The sequence below is a fragment of the Pseudomonas sp. 10S5 genome, assembly GCF_035019745.1.
Lineage (GTDB): Bacteria > Pseudomonadota > Gammaproteobacteria > Pseudomonadales > Pseudomonadaceae > Aquipseudomonas.
This window is the reverse complement of sequence record NZ_JASJVL010000003.1, coordinates 317,675-333,629: the sequence shown is the minus strand read 5'-3', so window position 1 is coordinate 333,629 and position 15,955 is coordinate 317,675. Positions and strand designations below refer to the sequence as shown.

The window sequence follows — 15,955 nt, the reverse complement described above, 5'->3', positions numbered from 1 at the left end:
GAGCGTGCAAGCATGGCTGAATTTCTATTGCGCAAGATATTGGCGCTGGCGGCAACCTTGCTGTCGGTGTCAGTGATCGTGTTCCTGGCCCTGGAACTAAACATCGAGGACGTCGCGATCAACGTCCTCGGCCCCTACTCCGCCGCCGACCAACGCGCCGCGTGGCTGGTGGAACACGGTTACAACCAACCCTTCGTCTGGCGCTATCTGGTGTGGCTGAAGGATTTCCTCCAAGGCGACTGGGGCACCTCGGTGCACTTTCGGGAGCCGGTGATTGACCTGCTGCTGCCGAACCTCGGGCACACCCTGATCCTTGCGGGCCTGGCGTTGGCGGTGATGGTGCCGGTGGCATTGACACTCGGCATCCTGGCCGGAATTCGTCAGGGCTCGGCAGTGGATCGGTTGGTGTCGTTTCTATCGATCGTCACCACCTCGATCCCGGACTTCGCCAGTGCGGTGTTCGTCTCGGCGATCTTCGTGTTCTGGCTCAACTGGCTGCCGGGCGTGAGCAGCATGAGCGACGGCTTCAACCCAAGGGAACTGGCGTTGCCGCTGATGGTGCTGTGCCTGTTCGGCATAGGTTATCTGGCGCGGATCACTCGGGCCTCGATGGTCGAAGTGATGCAAGCGCCTTACATCCGTACTGCACGCCTCAAAGGCGCGTCCACTTCGCGGATCGTGCTGCGCCATGCGTTGCGCAACGTGCTGATCGCGCCGATCACCGTCATCATGCTGTACATCCCGTGGCTGCTGTCGAACGTGATCGTGGTCGAGGTGTTCTTCGCCTACAAAGGTTTCGGCTCACTGCTATATACCGCTTCGCTGAACCATGACGTCTACCTGATCGAAGCCTGCGCGATGATCAGCGGCATCGTGGTCGGCGCGACCAAAATCTTCTCTGACCTGGCCTACACCTGGCTCAACCCGCGCATAACGTTGCGCAGTCTTGCCGGAGGTGGCGAATGAACTTTCTCAAAGCGTTCAAACATCCCTTGGCATTGCTCGGTTTGCTGCTGGTCGGCGGCTGGGTGCTGATGGCGCTGTTCGCGCCGTGGCTGGCGCCCCACGACCCACTGGAAAGCTTCACCCCGCTGCTGACGCCGATGACTCCGGATAGCGACGGCCTGCGCTTCCTGCTGGGCACCGACATGATGGGTCGGGACATTCTGTCGCGGCTGATCTGGGGCACGCGCACCGTGTTGTTCTGGTCGATTTTGGCGACCCTTACCGCGTTCGGCGTCGGCATCGCAATGGGCCTGTGCGCCGGTTACTTCAATGGCTGGGTCGATGCGCTGCTGTCTTACGTCGCCGACACTGTCCTGTCGTTCCCGGTGCTGGTGTTGTACATCGTGATCATCATCGCCCTCGGCGCCTCAGCGCTGAATATCCTGATTGCAGTGACCTTCACCAGCGCCCCGGCAATCTTCCGGATCATGCGGGCACTGACCATCGACATCCGCTCCCGAGACTACGTGCTCAGTGCCATTACTCAGGGTGAAGGCTCGCTACGAATCATGCTGGTGGAAATCCTGCCCAACTGCGGCGGCCCGCTGATCGTCGATTTCTGCCTGCGCATCGGTTACACCGCAATCATGATCGGCGCCCTTGGCTTCCTCGGCCTCGGGCTGCCACCGCCGACTCCGGACTGGGGCGGCATGATCAACGAAGGCCGCAGCATGGCCATCGCCTTCCCGCACTTGGTGATCTTCCCGTGCATTGCTATCTCCACCCTGATGCTGGGCCTGAGCCTGTTGGCGGACGGTCTGGACGAACACGCCCAGAAAGGCACAAGGAGTTGAGCATGAGTCAACTGCAAGTACTGCGCGTAGAGAACCTCTCCATCGAACTGCCCGCTGGCGCCGACCGTAGCCATGCCGTAAAAGGCATCAGCCTCGACGTACGCAAAGGTGAAATTCTTTGTGTGATCGGCGAGTCCGGCTCCGGTAAATCGGTGCTCTCGGCCGCGATCATGGGCGACTACGCCAAGGGCCTGCGCCACAGCGAAGGGGTGATCGATTTCCTCGGTAACGACATCTGCCGCATGGACGAACACTCCCTGCGCCGGTTGCGCGGCAACCGCATTGCCATGATTTTCCAGGAGCCGATGGCGGCGCTCAACCCGGCGATCCGCATTGGTCAGCAGGTCGAGGAAATTTTCGACATTCACGCGCCGCAGATGCCCGCCATGGAGCGCCGCGAACGCATGCTCGCCCTGCTTGACTCCACCCAATTGCCCGACCCGCCACGGATCGCCAACAGCTTCCCGCATCAACTCTCGGGCGGCCAATGTCAACGAGTGGTGATTGCCATGGCGCTGGCGATGAACCCGGACTTGCTGATTGCCGACGAACCGACTACTGCGCTGGATGTGACCACACAGGCCCAGGTGCTGAAACTGGTCAGCGACCTGCGCGGTCGTGGTCAGCACGGCATTCTGTTCATCACCCACGACTTCGGCGTAGTGGCGCAAATCGCTGACCGCATCGCGGTGATGGAGGGCGGTGTGCTGGTGGAAATCGGTGAGCGCGATCAAGTGCTGAATGCGCCGAAACACCCGTACACCCGCAAGTTGATTGCCGCTGTTCCGGCCCTGCACCCAGAGTTGCACGCACCGTGCGCGGACGGTGAGTTGGCATTGCGCATCGAGCACCTGACCAAAACCTACAACGTCGGTGGCCAGTTGATCCCGGCGCTCAAGGATGTCTCGCTGCAACTGCCACGGGGCAAGACGTTGGCGATTGTTGGCGAGTCTGGCTCGGGCAAAAGCACCCTGGTGAAAGCGGCGATTCGGCTGGTGGAAAGCGACAGCGGACACGTATGGGTCGGTGACACCGATTTCCTCGCGTTGCGCGGTTCTGCGTTGGCGGCCAATCGGCGGCGGATTCAGATGATATTCCAGGACCCTTACGGCTCGCTCAATCCACGGCATCGGGTCGGCGACATCATCGCTCGCGCGGCCCAACTGCGCGGGTTGTCCGCCAAGGATGCGTGGACCGAGGCCGGTGACTTGCTGGAACAGGTCGGGCTCAAACGTGATGCGCTCAAGCGCAAGCCTCGGCAGTTCTCCGGGGGCCAGCGCCAGCGCATCGGCATCGCCCGCGCCCTTGCGATGCGCCCGGAAGTGTTAATCGCCGATGAAAGCGTCTCGGCGCTGGATGTCTCGGTGCAAAAGCAGGTGCTGGAGCTGCTCGCCGAGCTGCAACAACGCCTCAACCTGAGCATTTTGTTCATCACCCACGACCTGCGCGTGGCGGCGCAGATCAGTGACTACATCGCGGTGATGCGCCAGGGCGAAGTGGTGGAATACGGCACGGCGGAACAGGTGTTGTTGCGACCGCAAAATACCTACACCCAGACCTTGCTCGCGGCGGCACCCGGTGCTTCGGCGATCCCGGAGGTGTCTGCCATCGAACCAACGCTGAGGCTGATCCGACCGCAAACCAACTGATTCAACAATCCTTTTCCCAGGTAGCGGCGTTCGCTGCGCCATGGGCTGCTGTTACCAACGATAACTAAAAAAACAGGAGTATTACTGTGCGCACAACTACCCAGATTGCGGTCCGTTCCATCGCTCTCATTCCACTGCTCGGTGCCTTCGCGGCGCCGGCCATGGCGATTCAAATCACTGAAAACCTCGACCTCGGCGGCGCCGTCCGAGCGCGCTGGGACTATGACCCGGATCGCGACATCCAGAAGTTTAACTTCGACACCGCGTTCATCACCGCCAAGTACAACTCCAACACTTGGATCGGCGCGGCCAAGTACCGTTTCTATGGGCGGGCCTACCCTTACCAGTACACGAATAATGTCGGTGACGTGCAGTTCGCCGAATCGGCGTGGGTCGGCTACAAATTCAACCCCGACCAGCAAGTCCAGGTCGGCCTGAACCAGGTGCCGTTCGGTTTGCAGCCGTACTTCGGCAGCACCTTCTACGAAACCCTGGGCAACGTGGTCGGCTTGGAAGACGTGGAACAAATCGGCGCCAAGTACATTCAGCAAAGCGGCGACTGGAACATCCAGGCCGGTTACTACCTGCGCCCGGCGTGGCAAGGCAAAGGCACCAGCAATGGCGATACCTACTCCAGCGTCGTGTCCAAAGCCGACAGTTATGTCACTGACGGCAGCAACAATCAGGAACGCAACACCGTGGTGCTGCGCGTGGCCAAGGTGCTGGACTTGGGGCCATGGAAATCCGAAGTCGGGCTCTCCGGTCTGACCTCCACCCTGGAAAACCGTGATACCGACAACAATGGCCGGCGCAACGCCGTGGCCGTGCACTACATCGGCAAAAACGGCCCGTGGGGCGTACAACTGCAAGCGGCACGCCAGCAAATGTCGCCACGCAACGCCGGCACTGATGAGGTGGTCACTCTCGGCGGTTACGACGGCACTTACAACGTCGCCAGTCGCGGCAATTTGTACGTCGCCGACCTGAGCTACGACGTCGACGGCAAATACCTGTTCGACCAGATCAGCGGCGTGAAGCTGTACGCCAACTACAGCGCCTTCGACAAATCCGCCGACGCGTTCAAGACGTCGCAGCGATTGATCCTGGGAACCTCGTTTTCCTTCAGCAAACTGTGGATCGCGACAGAATGGTTGTACGGCAAGAACGATCCGTACATCGGTGGCAGCAGTTACACCCAAAGCCTGGGGGCCGGGGGTAGTAACCAGTGGGAGAATCAGCTGTACACGAACATTGGGTATTACTTCTGATCCCGATTATTTTGGAGGTTCTCGAGGTCTCTTCGCACGCAAGCCCGCTCCCGCAGGTTTAGCGCATAACCGGTGGGAGCGGACTTGCTCGCGAAAACGTCAGCCCAAACAGCACTTGCATCAGCCTGTGCCAGAGGTGTCAGATACGCCCTACAAAACCCTCAACAAAAACAATAAGCCTGCCCGACGTTTCCCGGCGTCAATATCAGGTCCGGAGTCACCCTTTCATGCGTCAACTGCCTTCGCTCAACATGCTGCGCGTCTTTGAAGAAGTCGCACGGCATCGCAGTTTCAGCCAGGCGGCTTTGGGGTTGAACGTCACCCAAGGCGCGGTCAGCCGTCAGATCAAGCAGCTTGAGGATTATCTCGGTGTGACGCTATTCATCCGCACACCCCGAGGCCTGTCGCTGACCGAAACCGGCCTCGCCCTCTCCCCGCAATTGAGCGATGCGTTCGACCACGTCGAACGCGCCCTGCAAGCGGTGCGTGTGCCCAACCTGCGCCAACACCTGCGCATCGTCGCACCACCGACTTGGGCCACGCGCTGGTTGTCGGCGCACCTGCGCACATTCTGCCAACGCTACCCGGACATCAGCCTCAGCGTGACCCATCAGAACGGCTACGACAGCCTCGCGGAAATCGACTGCCACATTCGTTTCGGCCTCGATGCGGCCAACCATTGCAGCAGTCAGTTGCTGGTGATGGAACGGCACATGGCGGTGGCCAGCCCGGAGTTGTTCGTCAACGGCCAGCCGCCAGATCTGCGACAGTTCCCGCTGCTGCACATCCTGCATAACGGCAAGCGCTTGAAGGTGTGGGAGAACTGGTTGGCGGTGATGGGCCGCGAAGATGTAGAGGCCGGGCAAGGGCTGGAATTCAGCACGCTGGACCAAGTGATTCACACGGCACTGGCCGGTGGTGGATTGGCGGTGATTGACCGGCAGATGATTGAAAAGGAGTTGGCGAATGGCAGCCTGTTGCCGATCACTGCGGTGGAAGTGCTCGGGCCTTATGGGTATTGGCTGGATGTGGCGAATGATAAGCAGGAATTGTCGAAGGTGCGGTTGTTTACGCAGTGGTTGGGGTTGGTCGGTAAGCCGTGAAACACCGACATCCCAATGTGGGATGTCGGTGTTTTTTAGACTGGGGCTGCAACCTTTGTTGTGGCTGTCGCACCGCTCTCCACCGGGCTCTGCGCCTTGCACGCCTGGCTCAGCGTCAGGGATTTGGTCTCCGGCGCCCAGGCCCAGGAAATGATCGCGCCCAGTGCGAGAATCGTCGCCAGGATGCCCATGGTCGGACTCAAGCCAATCCCGGCCACGCTCACCGGCAACAGAAAGGTGCTGACCGCCGAGCCCAGGCGACTCACTGCTGTTGCCAGTCCTATCCCGCTGGCCCGCACTTCGGTCGGGAAACTCTCGGCCGGGAACACGCCCACCAGGTTGCTCACCGCCGACAGCACCAGCGTGAACACGCCGAACACCAGCACCATCAGAAACGCCGCACTGCCCGGCAACGCCGCCAACAAGAACAACGCCACCGCGAGGATGATGAACGAGTTGATCAGGAAGCCCCGGCGCGAGAATTTCACCGTGCACCAGATCCCGATCAACGCGCCGAGGATCAGCAGCATATTCAGCATCAGCTCGGTGCCAAAGCCCTCGGCCAAGCCCATCTTCTGCAGAATCGACGGCAGGAACGTGTAGATCGCAAAGTACGGCATCACGATGCAAACGAAGAACAGGCAGTTGAACGCCGTGCGCTTGCGGTATTCGCGGCTGAACAGCACCGCGTAGCCGGAACGGGTTTCAGTGGAGCGGCTTTCGTCGAGTTCGACGTTATCGCCCAGGTGTTTTTTGACGATCGCCCGTGCTTCGGCGACCCGCCCCTGATTGACCAACCAGCGCGGTGACTCGGGCGTGCCAATCCGCGCGATCAGGATGAACGCTGCCGGGATGGCTGAAGAGGCCAGCATCCAGCGCCAGGCGTCATCGCCGAGGTGGAGCATCGCAGTGCCGACGAAGGTCGCCGCGACATAGCCGAAAGTCCAGATAACGCTGAATGAACCGAGCAACACACCCCGATGTTTTTTTGGCGAGAACTCGGCGAGCATTGCGTGGCCGACGCTGAAGTCGCCGCCCAGTCCGATGCCGATCAGCACCCGGCAGAGAAACAGTTGCATCGCAGTTTCAGCGTAGAACTGCATCATCGAGGCAATGGTGATCAGCACAAAACTGACGAGGAAGATTTTCTGTCGGCCGACCCTGTCGGAGATCCAGCCGAAGAACAGGCTGCCGAGGAACAAGCCAATCAGTGCCGAGGCGCCAATCAAGCCTTGCCAGAATGCATCGAGGTGCATCTGCGGGCTGAGCAGGGTGAAAGCGATACCGATCAGGCCGAGAATGTAGCCGTCGGTGAAGTGCGCGCCGAACGTGAGGCCTGCAATTTTGATATGGAAGCGCCCGATGGGCAGGTCATCGATCTTTATCGGCTGAGCGGACATGTTCGTCTCCAATTGTTGTTATTGACGGAGAAATAAAATCGGTAACGCTCGAACCTATGGGAGTGAGCTCGCTCGCTCCCATAGGGAGTACGGTTGGAGGTTAGAGGCCACCCATCAACAGGTATTTGATTTCCAGGTAGTCCTCCAAGCCATACTTGGAGCCCTCGCGACCCAGGCCGGATTCCTTGATGCCGCCGAAAGGGGCGACTTCCGTGGAGATAATTCCTTCGTTGATCCCGACCATACCGGCCTCCAGGCCTTCGGCCATGCGCCAGACGCGGCCGATATCGCGGCTGTAGAAGTACGCCGACAATCCGTAAGGCGTGTCATTCGCCCGTTGCAACACTTCGGCTTCGTCCTTGAAACGGAAGCACGCGGCCACCGGGCCAAAGGTTTCATCCTGGGCGATCAGCATGTCGCTGTTGGCGTCGGTGAGGATGGTCGGTTCGTAGAACGTGCCGCCCAGCGCATGACGACGACCGCCACACAACAGCGTCGCGCCCTTTTCCAAGGCGTCACTCACGTGCAACTCAACCTTGGCCAACGCCGCGGCGTTGATCAGCGGACCTTGCTCGGTTTCACCGTCCAACGCACTGCCGACGCGCATCGCGGCTACCGCTTCGGCGAGTTTGCCGGTGAAAGCTTCGTAGACGCCGTCCTGGATAAAAAAACGGTTCACGCAGACGCAGGTCTGCCCGGTGTTGCGGAATTTCGAGGCCATCGCGCCTTTGACCGCAGCGTCCAGATCAGCATCGTCGAAGACAATGAACGGCGCGTTGCCGCCCAGTTCCAGCGAGACTTTCTTCAGCGTATCCGCCGCTTGGCGCATCAGCAGTTTGCCGGTACGAGTCGAGCCGGTGAACGAGAGTTTGCGCACGATGCTGGAAGCTTGCAGCGCCCCGCCAATCGCTACGGCGTCACCGGAAATAACGTTGAATACGCCGGGCGGGATCCCCGCCTGCTCGGCCAGCACCGCCAAGGCGAAGGCTGACAACGGCGTCTCCTCCGAAGGTTTGAGAATCATTGTGCAACCTGCCGCTAGCGCCGGACCGACCTTGCGCGTGACCATCGCCAGCGGGAAGTTCCAAGGGGTGATCGCCGCAACCACGCCGATAGCTTCCTTGACCACGATGATCCGCGCATCAGCCTTGTGGCTCGGGATCACGTCGCCGTAAGCGCGCTTGGCTTCTTCGGCGAACCACTCCAGAAAGCTTGCGGCGTAGACCACTTCGCCCATGGCTTCGGCCAGCGGCTTGCCCTGCTCGCGGCTGAGCAAAGTGGCCAGATCTTTCTGGTTGCTCAGCATCAGTTCGCCCCAGCGCTTGAGGCGCTGACTGCGTTCTTTGGCAGTCAGTTTTCGCCAGGTCGGCAAGGCGCGATTGGCCGCAGCGATGGCGAGGTTGGTTTCTTCGGCGCCGGCCTTTTGCACGTCGGCGATCACTTCGCCATTGGCCGGGTTCAATACCGGATAGGTCGCACCACCGCTCGACCATTGGCCGTCGATGAAGTTGCCGTTACGGATCAGCGTGCTCATGCCACAGCCTCGGTCAGAGTAAAGCGTTCCAAACCCGGGCGAGCCGAGCGCAGGATGCGTTTGCCGGCGGTGTAATCGTTGATCACGTCGCACGGGGTATAGTTGCGCTCCAGTTCCTGCAGTTCTTCCCCATCGAGTTTGGTCTCCAGCGCCGCCAGGGCACTGTCAAACTGCGCAGTGGTGTCGGCGCCGACCAGCATGCAATCGACACCCGGATGGTTGGCGACCCAGGCTTGAGCGATCTGCGCATTCGACACCCCACGGGCGCGGGCCACACGCTGCACCGAATGAGCGATCTCGAACGAGGCTTCGTCGCTGTACATTTGCTGCGTGAAGAAGTCGGTCTGGTTGCGCGTCGACTGCACGTCGCCGGTCAGCAAGCCGCGAGCCAATGGGCTGAACACCGAAACGCCGAGGCCCTGATCGCGGCAGAACGGGATCATCTCGCGCTCCTCTTCACGGTAGGCGCAGTTCAATTGCAGCTGCATGTTGATCGGCTTGACCCAGCCATTGCGCTCGCAGGCCATAAGGATCTTCGCCAGTTGCCCGGTGAGCATGGTCGAGACACCGATGTAACGGGCCTTACCGGAACGAACGATATCGTTCATCGCGCTCATGGTTTCTTCAACCGGGGTGTTCACGTCGAAGTAATGCAGCATGAACACATCAACGTAATCCATGCTCAGACGCTTCAGCGAGGCGTCGATGCTGTCCATGATGTGCTTGCGTGAATGGCCGCTGGCGTTGATGCCGTTGCGGGTGCCGTAGCCGACTTTGGTGGTGATCACCAGGTCTTCGCGACGGGCCAGACGCTTGACGATGCGCCCCACCACTTCCTCGCCAACACCAGCGGAATAAAAGTCCGCCAGGTCGATGAAATTCACCCCGTTGTCGAGGGCGTGGGCGACGATCGGCTCGCTTTGCTTTTCATCGAAAATCCACGGTTTCCAGTCCGGAGTGCCCATGTTCATGGTGCCCAGGCACAGGCGGGAGACTTGCAGGCCGGAGTTGCCCAAACGAATGTATTGCATGGCGCAGACCTCAGGCTTTTGGTGTGTAGAAAGGGTTGCTGATGTGATCGACCACATCCGCCAGTTGCGCGGTTTCCGGCTTGCCGGTCAGAGCGGCGCGGATTGCGGTGCGGCAGGCGTTGTAGTTGTTCAGGAAGACCGCATCGAGGTCATCGCAGGCCGGGTTGACCCAGTTAGCGGTCACGATGGCCCACTCGTCTTCGGCTTCCGGCGGCAAGGTTCCGTCCAGCAGTGCTTCCAACACAGCCTTGGCAATACCGGCCTGGGATGCGCCCCACGTAGCGTTGCCGTGCAAGTCGCTGCTGATCGCGGCTTTGTTGACGTAAAGGGTCATCGGCTTGACCGGAATATTGGGCTGGGCGATCACCATAAACGGGCAATGGCCTTGGCTTGGCGACGCCAGGCTATTGGCAAACGCTTGCCCCGCCGGACCGTTGCGCGGGCCGATCAGAATGTTGATGTGCGCGGCGTTCACGCCAGGGCCTTCGAAACCTTCACCGATGTACAGGTCGAGTTCTTTCATGAGTCGTTACTCTTTTTGGATTTTTCGGGTGATCAGAAGCGCACGCGAATCGTAAAGATCGGGTGGCAAACGTCGGGATACGAAAAGTGCAGCACAAGGCTGGCGAGGACGCGGCAGTGAGGCTTAGTCATGATTGCAAACGCTCTTTTTGTTGTTGATGAGCTGTGTTTGCGATTTTTAACACCGGGCGTTGGTGGGGCTATAACCATTAAAAGTCATGGGGGCATGAGTTTCCCTCATATCCAGAACTTCCGTGCGGTACTGGCAGAGTCCAATTATTCGCCAAATAGCCCAGCCTGGTAGACCGCTGCCATGCCTTCGGAGGGATTGTTGATGATGGGCTACGACCTGCGCAGCCTGGTTCCCGGCAGCTATCTGATCCGATGCCGCCCAAGTTCGACTACCAGGCACGCTGGAAGACTTGAGCGACTTTAGACAGGCAAGCTGATGATTAACCTTCCAGCCAGATCGGTCGCAGACCTTAGGAGCGTCTGGAACGGAAGAGAAGGCCAAAGATCATTGGCACAGAGACCACACGCGCGTGCTGGCGTCCGCTCACACGAAGCCGTGACGAATCTACCCAGAGCCAGTAATTTTGTGGGGGGTAAAAACGAACAAAAATAAAAAGGGGTCGCGAGATAAAATCTCGCAACCCCTTGAATTATATGGTCGGGACGGAGTGATTCGAACACTCGACCCCTAGCACCCCATGCTAGTGCGCTACCGGACTGCGCTACGCCCCGACTAGGCGTGAATCTGTTTTCGCATCTGCGAAAGAGGATCAGGAATATAGCCCAAGTCTTTGAATTAATAAAGCATGCAACCGCCAATCACTTGCGAAGAACGCCCAATACATCTTCCAGTTCGGAAATCATCTGACGGATCATTTGTTTGTACTGGGTCGTGTCGTCCTTGGCTTCATTGCTGGACATGCGCAAGCGCGCACCGCCAATGGTGAAGCCTTGGTCGTAAAGCAAGGCGCGGATCTGCCGGATCATCAGTACGTCTTGGCGCTGATAATACCGGCGATTTCCGCGACGCTTGACCGGGTTGAGTTGAGGAAACTCCTGCTCCCAATAACGCAACACATGCGGTTTTACCGCACAGAGCTCGCTGACTTCACCAATAGTGAAGTAGCGTTTGCCTGGAATGGGCGGTAGCTCGTCGTTATGACTTGGTTCCAGCATAAGCCTCAACTCGGGCCTTCAACTTCTGCCCTGGACGAAAGGTGACCACACGGCGAGCCGTAATCGGGATTTCTTCTCCCGTCTTTGGATTTCGACCAGGCCGCTGGCGTTTATCGCGCAGATCAAAGTTGCCAAAACCGGACAATTTGACCTGTTCGTTATCTTCCAATGCGTGCCTGATTTCCTCAAAGAAAAGCTCAACCAGTTCCTTGGCTTCCCGTTTGTTCAGGCCTAGCTCTTCATACAAGCGTTCGGCCATCTCAGCTTTAGTCAGAGCCCCCATACGCTACTTCCTTAACGTGGCGTTTAACCTTTCCTCGAGAGAGGTGAGGATATTATGCGTCGTCGCATTTACCTCATCGTCATTAAGAGTGCGTGATGGATGCTGCCAGGTCAAGCCGACAGCAAGACTTTTTCTATGTGGATCAACACCTTTACCTTGATACACGTCAAATAGCCTGAGGTCTGTAAGCCATTCGCCTGCATTTTCACGGATTACATCCAATACTGCACTCGCTGCGACGTCGCTATCAGCAACGAGGGCGAGATCGCGACGAACTTCCGGGAAGCGTGAAAGCTCTTGGAATTTCGGCAAGCGACCCAAGGCGACTTCGGCCAGGAGCAATTCAAAGACGAACACGGGACGATCAAGACCCAAGGTTTTTGTCAGCTCAGGGTGTAAAGCGCCGATAAACCCGACTTCGCGGCCATCACGTTCGACTCTAGCGGTCTGACCAGGATGCAGCGCAGGGTGCTGACCTGATGTGAAAGTAAACGCGTCAAGGGCACCGGCAAAGCCAAGCACTGCTTCAACATCCGCTTTGACGTCGAAGAAATCAACGGTGTCCCGACCTTGAGCCCAGCCTTCAGGTAGACGGCTGCCGCAGATGACGCCAGCGAGCATAGGTTCTTGCTTCAAACTATCTAATTGGCCGACAAATCGCAGACCGCTTTCGAACATGCGCACGCGGTCTTGCTGACGATTGAGGTTGTGTTGCAACGCCTTGATCAGACCTGGCCATAACGAAGAACGCATGGCAGCCATGTCGACCGAGATCGGGTTGGCCAGCAATAGCGGCTCGACGCCGGGGTTAAACAGTTCGAACCACTTGGGATCGATAAAACTGTATGTAATCGCTTCTTGATAACCGCGTGCCACCAACAAACGACGCAGAAGCGGCAGATCAGCTTGCGCTTCAGCTTTGGCTTGCGGTGCCAAACGCGCTTGCGGGTACCGAACCGGCAGACGGTTGTAACCATATAAGCGGGCCAACTCTTCAATCAGGTCGACTTCCAGGCTGATGTCGAATCGATGACTCGGCACTTCAACGAGCCATTGGCCCACGGTATCGGAGGCCACTTTAAGGCCTAGGCCGACGAGCAAACGCTCGACTTCAACCGGGTCCATTTCCATACCGAGCATCTGGGTGATGCGGTCGGCACGCAGGACAACAGGGTCTATCGATGGCAGGTCTTTCTCGCTGACCGCCTCAATGATCGGGCCTGGCTCGCCGCCAGTGATTTCCAGCAACAGGCCTGTGGCGCGCTCCATTGCCTCGCGGGCCAGTTGCCAGTCAACGCCACGCTCGTAGCGGTGCGAAGCATCGGTGTGCAGCCCGTAGGAACGAGCCTTGCCAGCGACCATGATCGGATCGAAAAACGCAGCTTCCAGGAAGACATCTTTTGTTTTGGCACTGACACCGCTGTGCTCGCCGCCCATGATGCCGGCAATGGCCAAGGCGCGGTCGTGGTCGGCAATGACCAGTGTGTCTGCCCGCAAGCTGACTTCCTGACCATCCAGCAGAACCAGCTTCTCGCCCTCTTCGGCCATTCGCACACGAATGCCACCGTTAATTTCGGCGAGGTCGAATGCGTGCAGCGGTTGACCGAGTTCAAGCATCACGTAGTTGGTGATATCGACGGCGGCATCAATGCTGCGCACGTCGGAACGACGAAGGCGTTCGACCATCCACAGCGGCGTTGGCCGGGACAAATCGACATTACGCACTACGCGCCCTAAATAACGAGGGCAGGCCGCAGTGGCCAATACTTCGACTGGACGCACTTCATCGTGTACAGCAGGCACAACAGCCACTACCGGGCGTTTGACCTCAGCGGCGTATAACGCCCCCACCTCACGTGCCAGACCTGCCACCGACAGGCAATCTCCACGGTTGGGCGTCAGATCAACTTCGATGCTCGCGTCCTCCAGTTGGAGATAGACACGAATGTCCTGCCCCACTGGCGCATCAGCAGGCAGCTCCATCAACCCATCATTACCTTCGCCCACTTGCAGCTCAGACTCGGAACACAGCATGCCGTTGGATTCAACGCCGCGCAGCTTGGCCTTTTTGATGTTGAAGTCGCCGGGCAGCTTAGCCCCAATCATGGCGAACGGAGCTTTCAAGCCAGGGCGCACATTCGGCGCGCCACACACCACTTGAAAGGTTTCGACGCCATTGCTGACTTGGCAAACGCGCAATTTGTCAGCATCCGGGTGCGGCTCGGTGCTCAGCACTTCGCCGACTACCACGCCGGTGAATTCGCCGGCGGCCAACGTAACGCTGTCGACCTCAAGACCGGCCATTGATAGACGCGCGACCAGTTCGTCGCGGGATACTTGCGGGCTTACCCAGCCGCGCAGCCATTGTTCACTGAATTTCATCCTGCTCTCCTGAAAGATTCGTTACGAACGTGCGACCTAGCGAAATTGCGCGAGGAACCGCAAGTCGTTGTCGAAGAACAGACGCAAGTCATTAACGCCGTAACGCAGCATGGCCAAACGCTCTACGCCCATGCCGAATGCAAAGCCCTGGAACTCTTCGGGGTCGATGCCGGACATCCGCAGTACGTTGGGATGGACCATGCCGCAACCCAAGACTTCCAGCCAGCCGGTTTGCTTGCAAACACGGCAGCCTTTGCCGCTGCACATCACACATTGAATATCGACTTCTGCCGACGGTTCAGTAAATGGGAAAAAGGAGGGGCGGAAACGCACCGCCAATTCTTTTTCGAAGAACACACGCAGGAATTCTTCAATGGTGCCTTTCAGGTCGGCGAAATTGATGTCGCGGTCTATCAACAACCCTTCAACCTGATGGAACATCGGCGAGTGAGTTATATCCGAATCACAGCGGTAAACCCGGCCTGGGCAGACGATGCGAATAGGCGGCTTTTGCGTCTCCATGGTTCGCACTTGCACCGGTGAGGTGTGGGTGCGCAACAGCATGTTCGCATTGAAATAAAAGGTGTCATGCATCGCCCTAGCCGGGTGGTGGCCGGGGATGTTGAGCGCCTCGAAATTGTGGTGATCGTCTTCGACTTCCGGACCTTCGGCAATGCCGTAGCCAATATGAGTGAAGAATTGCTCGATCCGTTCTAGCGTTCGGGTAATCGGGTGCAAACCTCCCGAGATTTGTCCACGGCCCGGCAGGGTCACATCAATGCATTCAGCCGCGAGCTTGGCGGTAAGCTCCGCTTGCTCCAACGATGCTTTACGCGCATTGAGAACCTCTGTAACGCGCTCCTTGGCGATGTTGATCAGCGCACCGACTTGCGGACGCTCTTCAGCCGGCAAATTCCCCAGGGTCTTCATCACCTGAGTCAACTCGCCTTTCTTGCCAAGGAACTGAACCCGAATTAGCTCCAGGGCATTAATGTCTTCAGCGTGTTGCACGGCCTCAAGTGCTTGAGAGACCAGCGCATCCAGGTTTTCCATGTACAGACTCCAGATACGAAATAGGGGAAGAGCTTAAAAGGCTCTTCCCCTATTTATGACGTTTAACACTAAGCCCGGAAACCGGGCTCAGTGATTGTCGGGGACTTAGGCCAAAGTGGCTTTAGCTTTCTCGACAATCGCAGCAAACGCAGCTTTTTCGTTCACAGCCAGATCAGCCAGAACCTTACGGTCGATCTCGATGAAGGCTTTTTTCAGACCGGCGATGAAACGGCTGTAAGACAGACCGTTAACACGAGCACCAGCGTTGATACGAGCAATCCACAGAGCGCGGAACTGACGTTTTTTCTGACGACGGTCACGGTAGGCGTATTGGCCTGCCTTGATTACCGCTTGTTTGGCAACACGGAATACGCGTGAACGCGCGCCGTAGTAGCCTTTAGCAAGTTTCAGAATTTTTTTGTGACGTTTACGGGCGACAACGCCACGCTTTACACGAGCCATGAGTTACTTCCTCTATTCTTGACCAGGATTAGCAAAGACGCAGCATGCGCTTCACTTTCGCGACGTCGGACGGATGCAGCAAGCTGCTACCGCGCAATTGACGTTTACGCTTAGTGGACATCTTGGTCAGAATGTGGCTCTTAAAAGCGTGTTTGTGCTTGATGCCATTAGCCGTTTTCAAAAACCGCTTAGCTGCACCACTTTTCGTTTTCATCTTTGGCATGTTCGGTACTCCGCATTCAGTTGATAAACATAACCGTAAGGCCTGCCGTGCCCTGGTG

Annotated in this window: 15 protein-coding genes and 1 tRNA gene; 5 read left to right on the top strand and 11 right to left on the bottom strand. The window is 58.2% G+C overall.

Annotated elements, in window-relative coordinates; translation table 11 throughout:
• Window positions 1-12: 12 nt before the first annotated feature.
• The 5 genes from QN378_RS04845 (at window position 13) to QN378_RS04825 (ending at window position 5,819) form a co-directional block, all read left to right on the top strand.
• A complete protein-coding gene (locus tag QN378_RS04845) occupies window positions 13-966 on the top strand; it encodes an ABC transporter permease (protein ID WP_322202856.1) in 954 nt (317 codons plus the stop codon).
• A complete protein-coding gene (locus QN378_RS04840) occupies window positions 963-1,799 on the top strand; it encodes an ABC transporter permease (RefSeq protein WP_322202854.1) in 837 nt (278 codons plus the stop codon). Before QN378_RS04845 ends, QN378_RS04840 begins: the two co-directional genes overlap by 4 nt.
• 2 nt (window positions 1,800-1,801) lie before the next feature.
• On the top strand, window positions 1,802-3,448 hold the full coding sequence (locus tag QN378_RS04835; RefSeq protein WP_323549023.1) for an ABC transporter ATP-binding protein: 1,647 nt from the start codon (window positions 1,802-1,804) through the stop codon (window positions 3,446-3,448).
• A 161-nt stretch (window positions 3,449-3,609) separates the two neighbouring features.
• On the top strand, window positions 3,610-4,716 hold the full coding sequence (locus QN378_RS04830; RefSeq protein ID WP_322206849.1) for a hypothetical protein: 1,107 nt from the start codon (window positions 3,610-3,612) through the stop codon (window positions 4,714-4,716).
• A 227-nt stretch (window positions 4,717-4,943) separates the two neighbouring features.
• Window positions 4,944-5,819 (top strand): LysR substrate-binding domain-containing protein, encoded by an 876-nt coding sequence (locus tag QN378_RS04825; RefSeq protein WP_322202850.1) that lies wholly within the window; start codon window positions 4,944-4,946, stop codon window positions 5,817-5,819.
• A 35-nt stretch (window positions 5,820-5,854) separates the two neighbouring features.
• Here QN378_RS04825 and QN378_RS04820 read toward each other — a convergent pair whose 3' ends face one another.
• The 11 genes from QN378_RS04820 to rpmI form a co-directional block, all read right to left on the bottom strand.
• The gene (locus QN378_RS04820) at window positions 5,855-7,219 is read right to left on the bottom strand and encodes an MFS transporter (RefSeq protein WP_322202848.1); all 1,365 of its coding nucleotides are present in this window, start codon (window positions 7,217-7,219) and stop codon (window positions 5,855-5,857) included.
• Between the two features lie 100 nt (window positions 7,220-7,319).
• Window positions 7,320-8,753 (bottom strand): NAD-dependent succinate-semialdehyde dehydrogenase, encoded by a 1,434-nt coding sequence (locus tag QN378_RS04815; protein ID WP_323549026.1) that lies wholly within the window; start codon window positions 8,751-8,753, stop codon window positions 7,320-7,322.
• Window positions 8,750-9,784 (bottom strand): aldo/keto reductase, encoded by a 1,035-nt coding sequence (locus QN378_RS04810; RefSeq protein WP_322202844.1) that lies wholly within the window; start codon window positions 9,782-9,784, stop codon window positions 8,750-8,752. Before QN378_RS04810 ends, QN378_RS04815 begins: the two co-directional genes overlap by 4 nt.
• Window positions 9,785-9,794: 10 nt before the next feature.
• Window positions 9,795-10,307 carry a formaldehyde-activating enzyme gene (gene fae / locus QN378_RS04805; RefSeq protein ID WP_322202842.1) on the bottom strand — a complete coding sequence of 171 codons (513 nt, stop codon included), beginning with the start codon at window positions 10,305-10,307 and terminating at the stop codon, window positions 9,795-9,797.
• Window positions 10,308-10,973: 666 nt separating this feature from the next.
• Window positions 10,974-11,050 (bottom strand) — tRNA-Pro (locus QN378_RS04800).
• Window positions 11,051-11,137: 87 nt separating this feature from the next.
• A complete protein-coding gene (locus QN378_RS04795; protein WP_322202699.1) occupies window positions 11,138-11,494 on the bottom strand; it encodes a MerR family transcriptional regulator in 357 nt (118 codons plus the stop codon).
• Window positions 11,475-11,777, bottom strand: a complete 303-nt coding sequence (gene ihfA, locus QN378_RS04790) for an integration host factor subunit alpha (protein ID WP_002553164.1) — start codon at window positions 11,775-11,777, stop codon at window positions 11,475-11,477. Before ihfA ends, QN378_RS04795 begins: the two co-directional genes overlap by 20 nt.
• A 3-nt stretch (window positions 11,778-11,780) precedes the next feature.
• On the bottom strand, window positions 11,781-14,159 hold the full coding sequence (gene pheT, locus QN378_RS04785) for a phenylalanine--tRNA ligase subunit beta (protein WP_322202696.1): 2,379 nt from the start codon (window positions 14,157-14,159) through the stop codon (window positions 11,781-11,783).
• A gap of 36 nt (window positions 14,160-14,195) precedes the next feature.
• Entirely contained in the window at window positions 14,196-15,212 is a 1,017-nt protein-coding gene (gene pheS / locus QN378_RS04780; protein WP_322202694.1) for a phenylalanine--tRNA ligase subunit alpha, read from the bottom strand.
• A gap of 105 nt (window positions 15,213-15,317) precedes the next feature.
• Window positions 15,318-15,674, bottom strand: coding sequence for a 50S ribosomal protein L20 (rplT, locus tag QN378_RS04775; protein WP_322164815.1), 357 nt, complete (start codon window positions 15,672-15,674; stop codon window positions 15,318-15,320).
• Window positions 15,675-15,702: 28 nt separating this feature from the next.
• The gene (rpmI, locus tag QN378_RS04770; RefSeq protein ID WP_003442181.1) at window positions 15,703-15,897 is read right to left on the bottom strand and encodes a 50S ribosomal protein L35; all 195 of its coding nucleotides are present in this window, start codon (window positions 15,895-15,897) and stop codon (window positions 15,703-15,705) included.
• Between the last annotated feature and the right edge of the window lie 58 nt (window positions 15,898-15,955).

Bases quoted from the DNA above. Each gene is read 5' to 3' on its own strand.
- pheS (WP_322202694.1), bottom strand. From the start codon at position 15,212: ATGGAAAACCTGGATGCGCTGGTCTCTCAAGCACTTGAGGCCGTGCAA.
- QN378_RS04825 (WP_322202850.1), top strand. From the start codon at position 4,944: ATGCGTCAACTGCCTTCGCTCAACATGCTGCGCGTCTTTGAAGAAGTC.
- pheT (WP_322202696.1), bottom strand. From the start codon at position 14,159: ATGAAATTCAGTGAACAATGGCTGCGCGGCTGGGTAAGCCCGCAAGTA.
- QN378_RS04835 (WP_323549023.1), top strand. From the start codon at position 1,802: ATGAGTCAACTGCAAGTACTGCGCGTAGAGAACCTCTCCATCGAACTG.
- rpmI (WP_003442181.1), bottom strand. From the start codon at position 15,897: ATGCCAAAGATGAAAACGAAAAGTGGTGCAGCTAAGCGGTTTTTGAAA.
- QN378_RS04830 (WP_322206849.1), top strand. From the start codon at position 3,610: ATGGCGATTCAAATCACTGAAAACCTCGACCTCGGCGGCGCCGTCCGA.
- fae (WP_322202842.1), bottom strand. From the start codon at position 10,307: ATGAAAGAACTCGACCTGTACATCGGTGAAGGTTTCGAAGGCCCTGGC.
- QN378_RS04820 (WP_322202848.1), bottom strand. From the start codon at position 7,219: ATGTCCGCTCAGCCGATAAAGATCGATGACCTGCCCATCGGGCGCTTC.
- ihfA (WP_002553164.1), bottom strand. From the start codon at position 11,777: ATGGGGGCTCTGACTAAAGCTGAGATGGCCGAACGCTTGTATGAAGAG.
- QN378_RS04840 (WP_322202854.1), top strand. From the start codon at position 963: ATGAACTTTCTCAAAGCGTTCAAACATCCCTTGGCATTGCTCGGTTTG.
- QN378_RS04795 (WP_322202699.1), bottom strand. From the start codon at position 11,494: ATGCTGGAACCAAGTCATAACGACGAGCTACCGCCCATTCCAGGCAAA.
- QN378_RS04815 (WP_323549026.1), bottom strand. From the start codon at position 8,753: ATGAGCACGCTGATCCGTAACGGCAACTTCATCGACGGCCAATGGTCG.
- rplT (WP_322164815.1), bottom strand. From the start codon at position 15,674: ATGGCTCGTGTAAAGCGTGGCGTTGTCGCCCGTAAACGTCACAAAAAA.
- QN378_RS04845 (WP_322202856.1), top strand. From the start codon at position 13: ATGGCTGAATTTCTATTGCGCAAGATATTGGCGCTGGCGGCAACCTTG.
- QN378_RS04810 (WP_322202844.1), bottom strand. From the start codon at position 9,784: ATGCAATACATTCGTTTGGGCAACTCCGGCCTGCAAGTCTCCCGCCTG.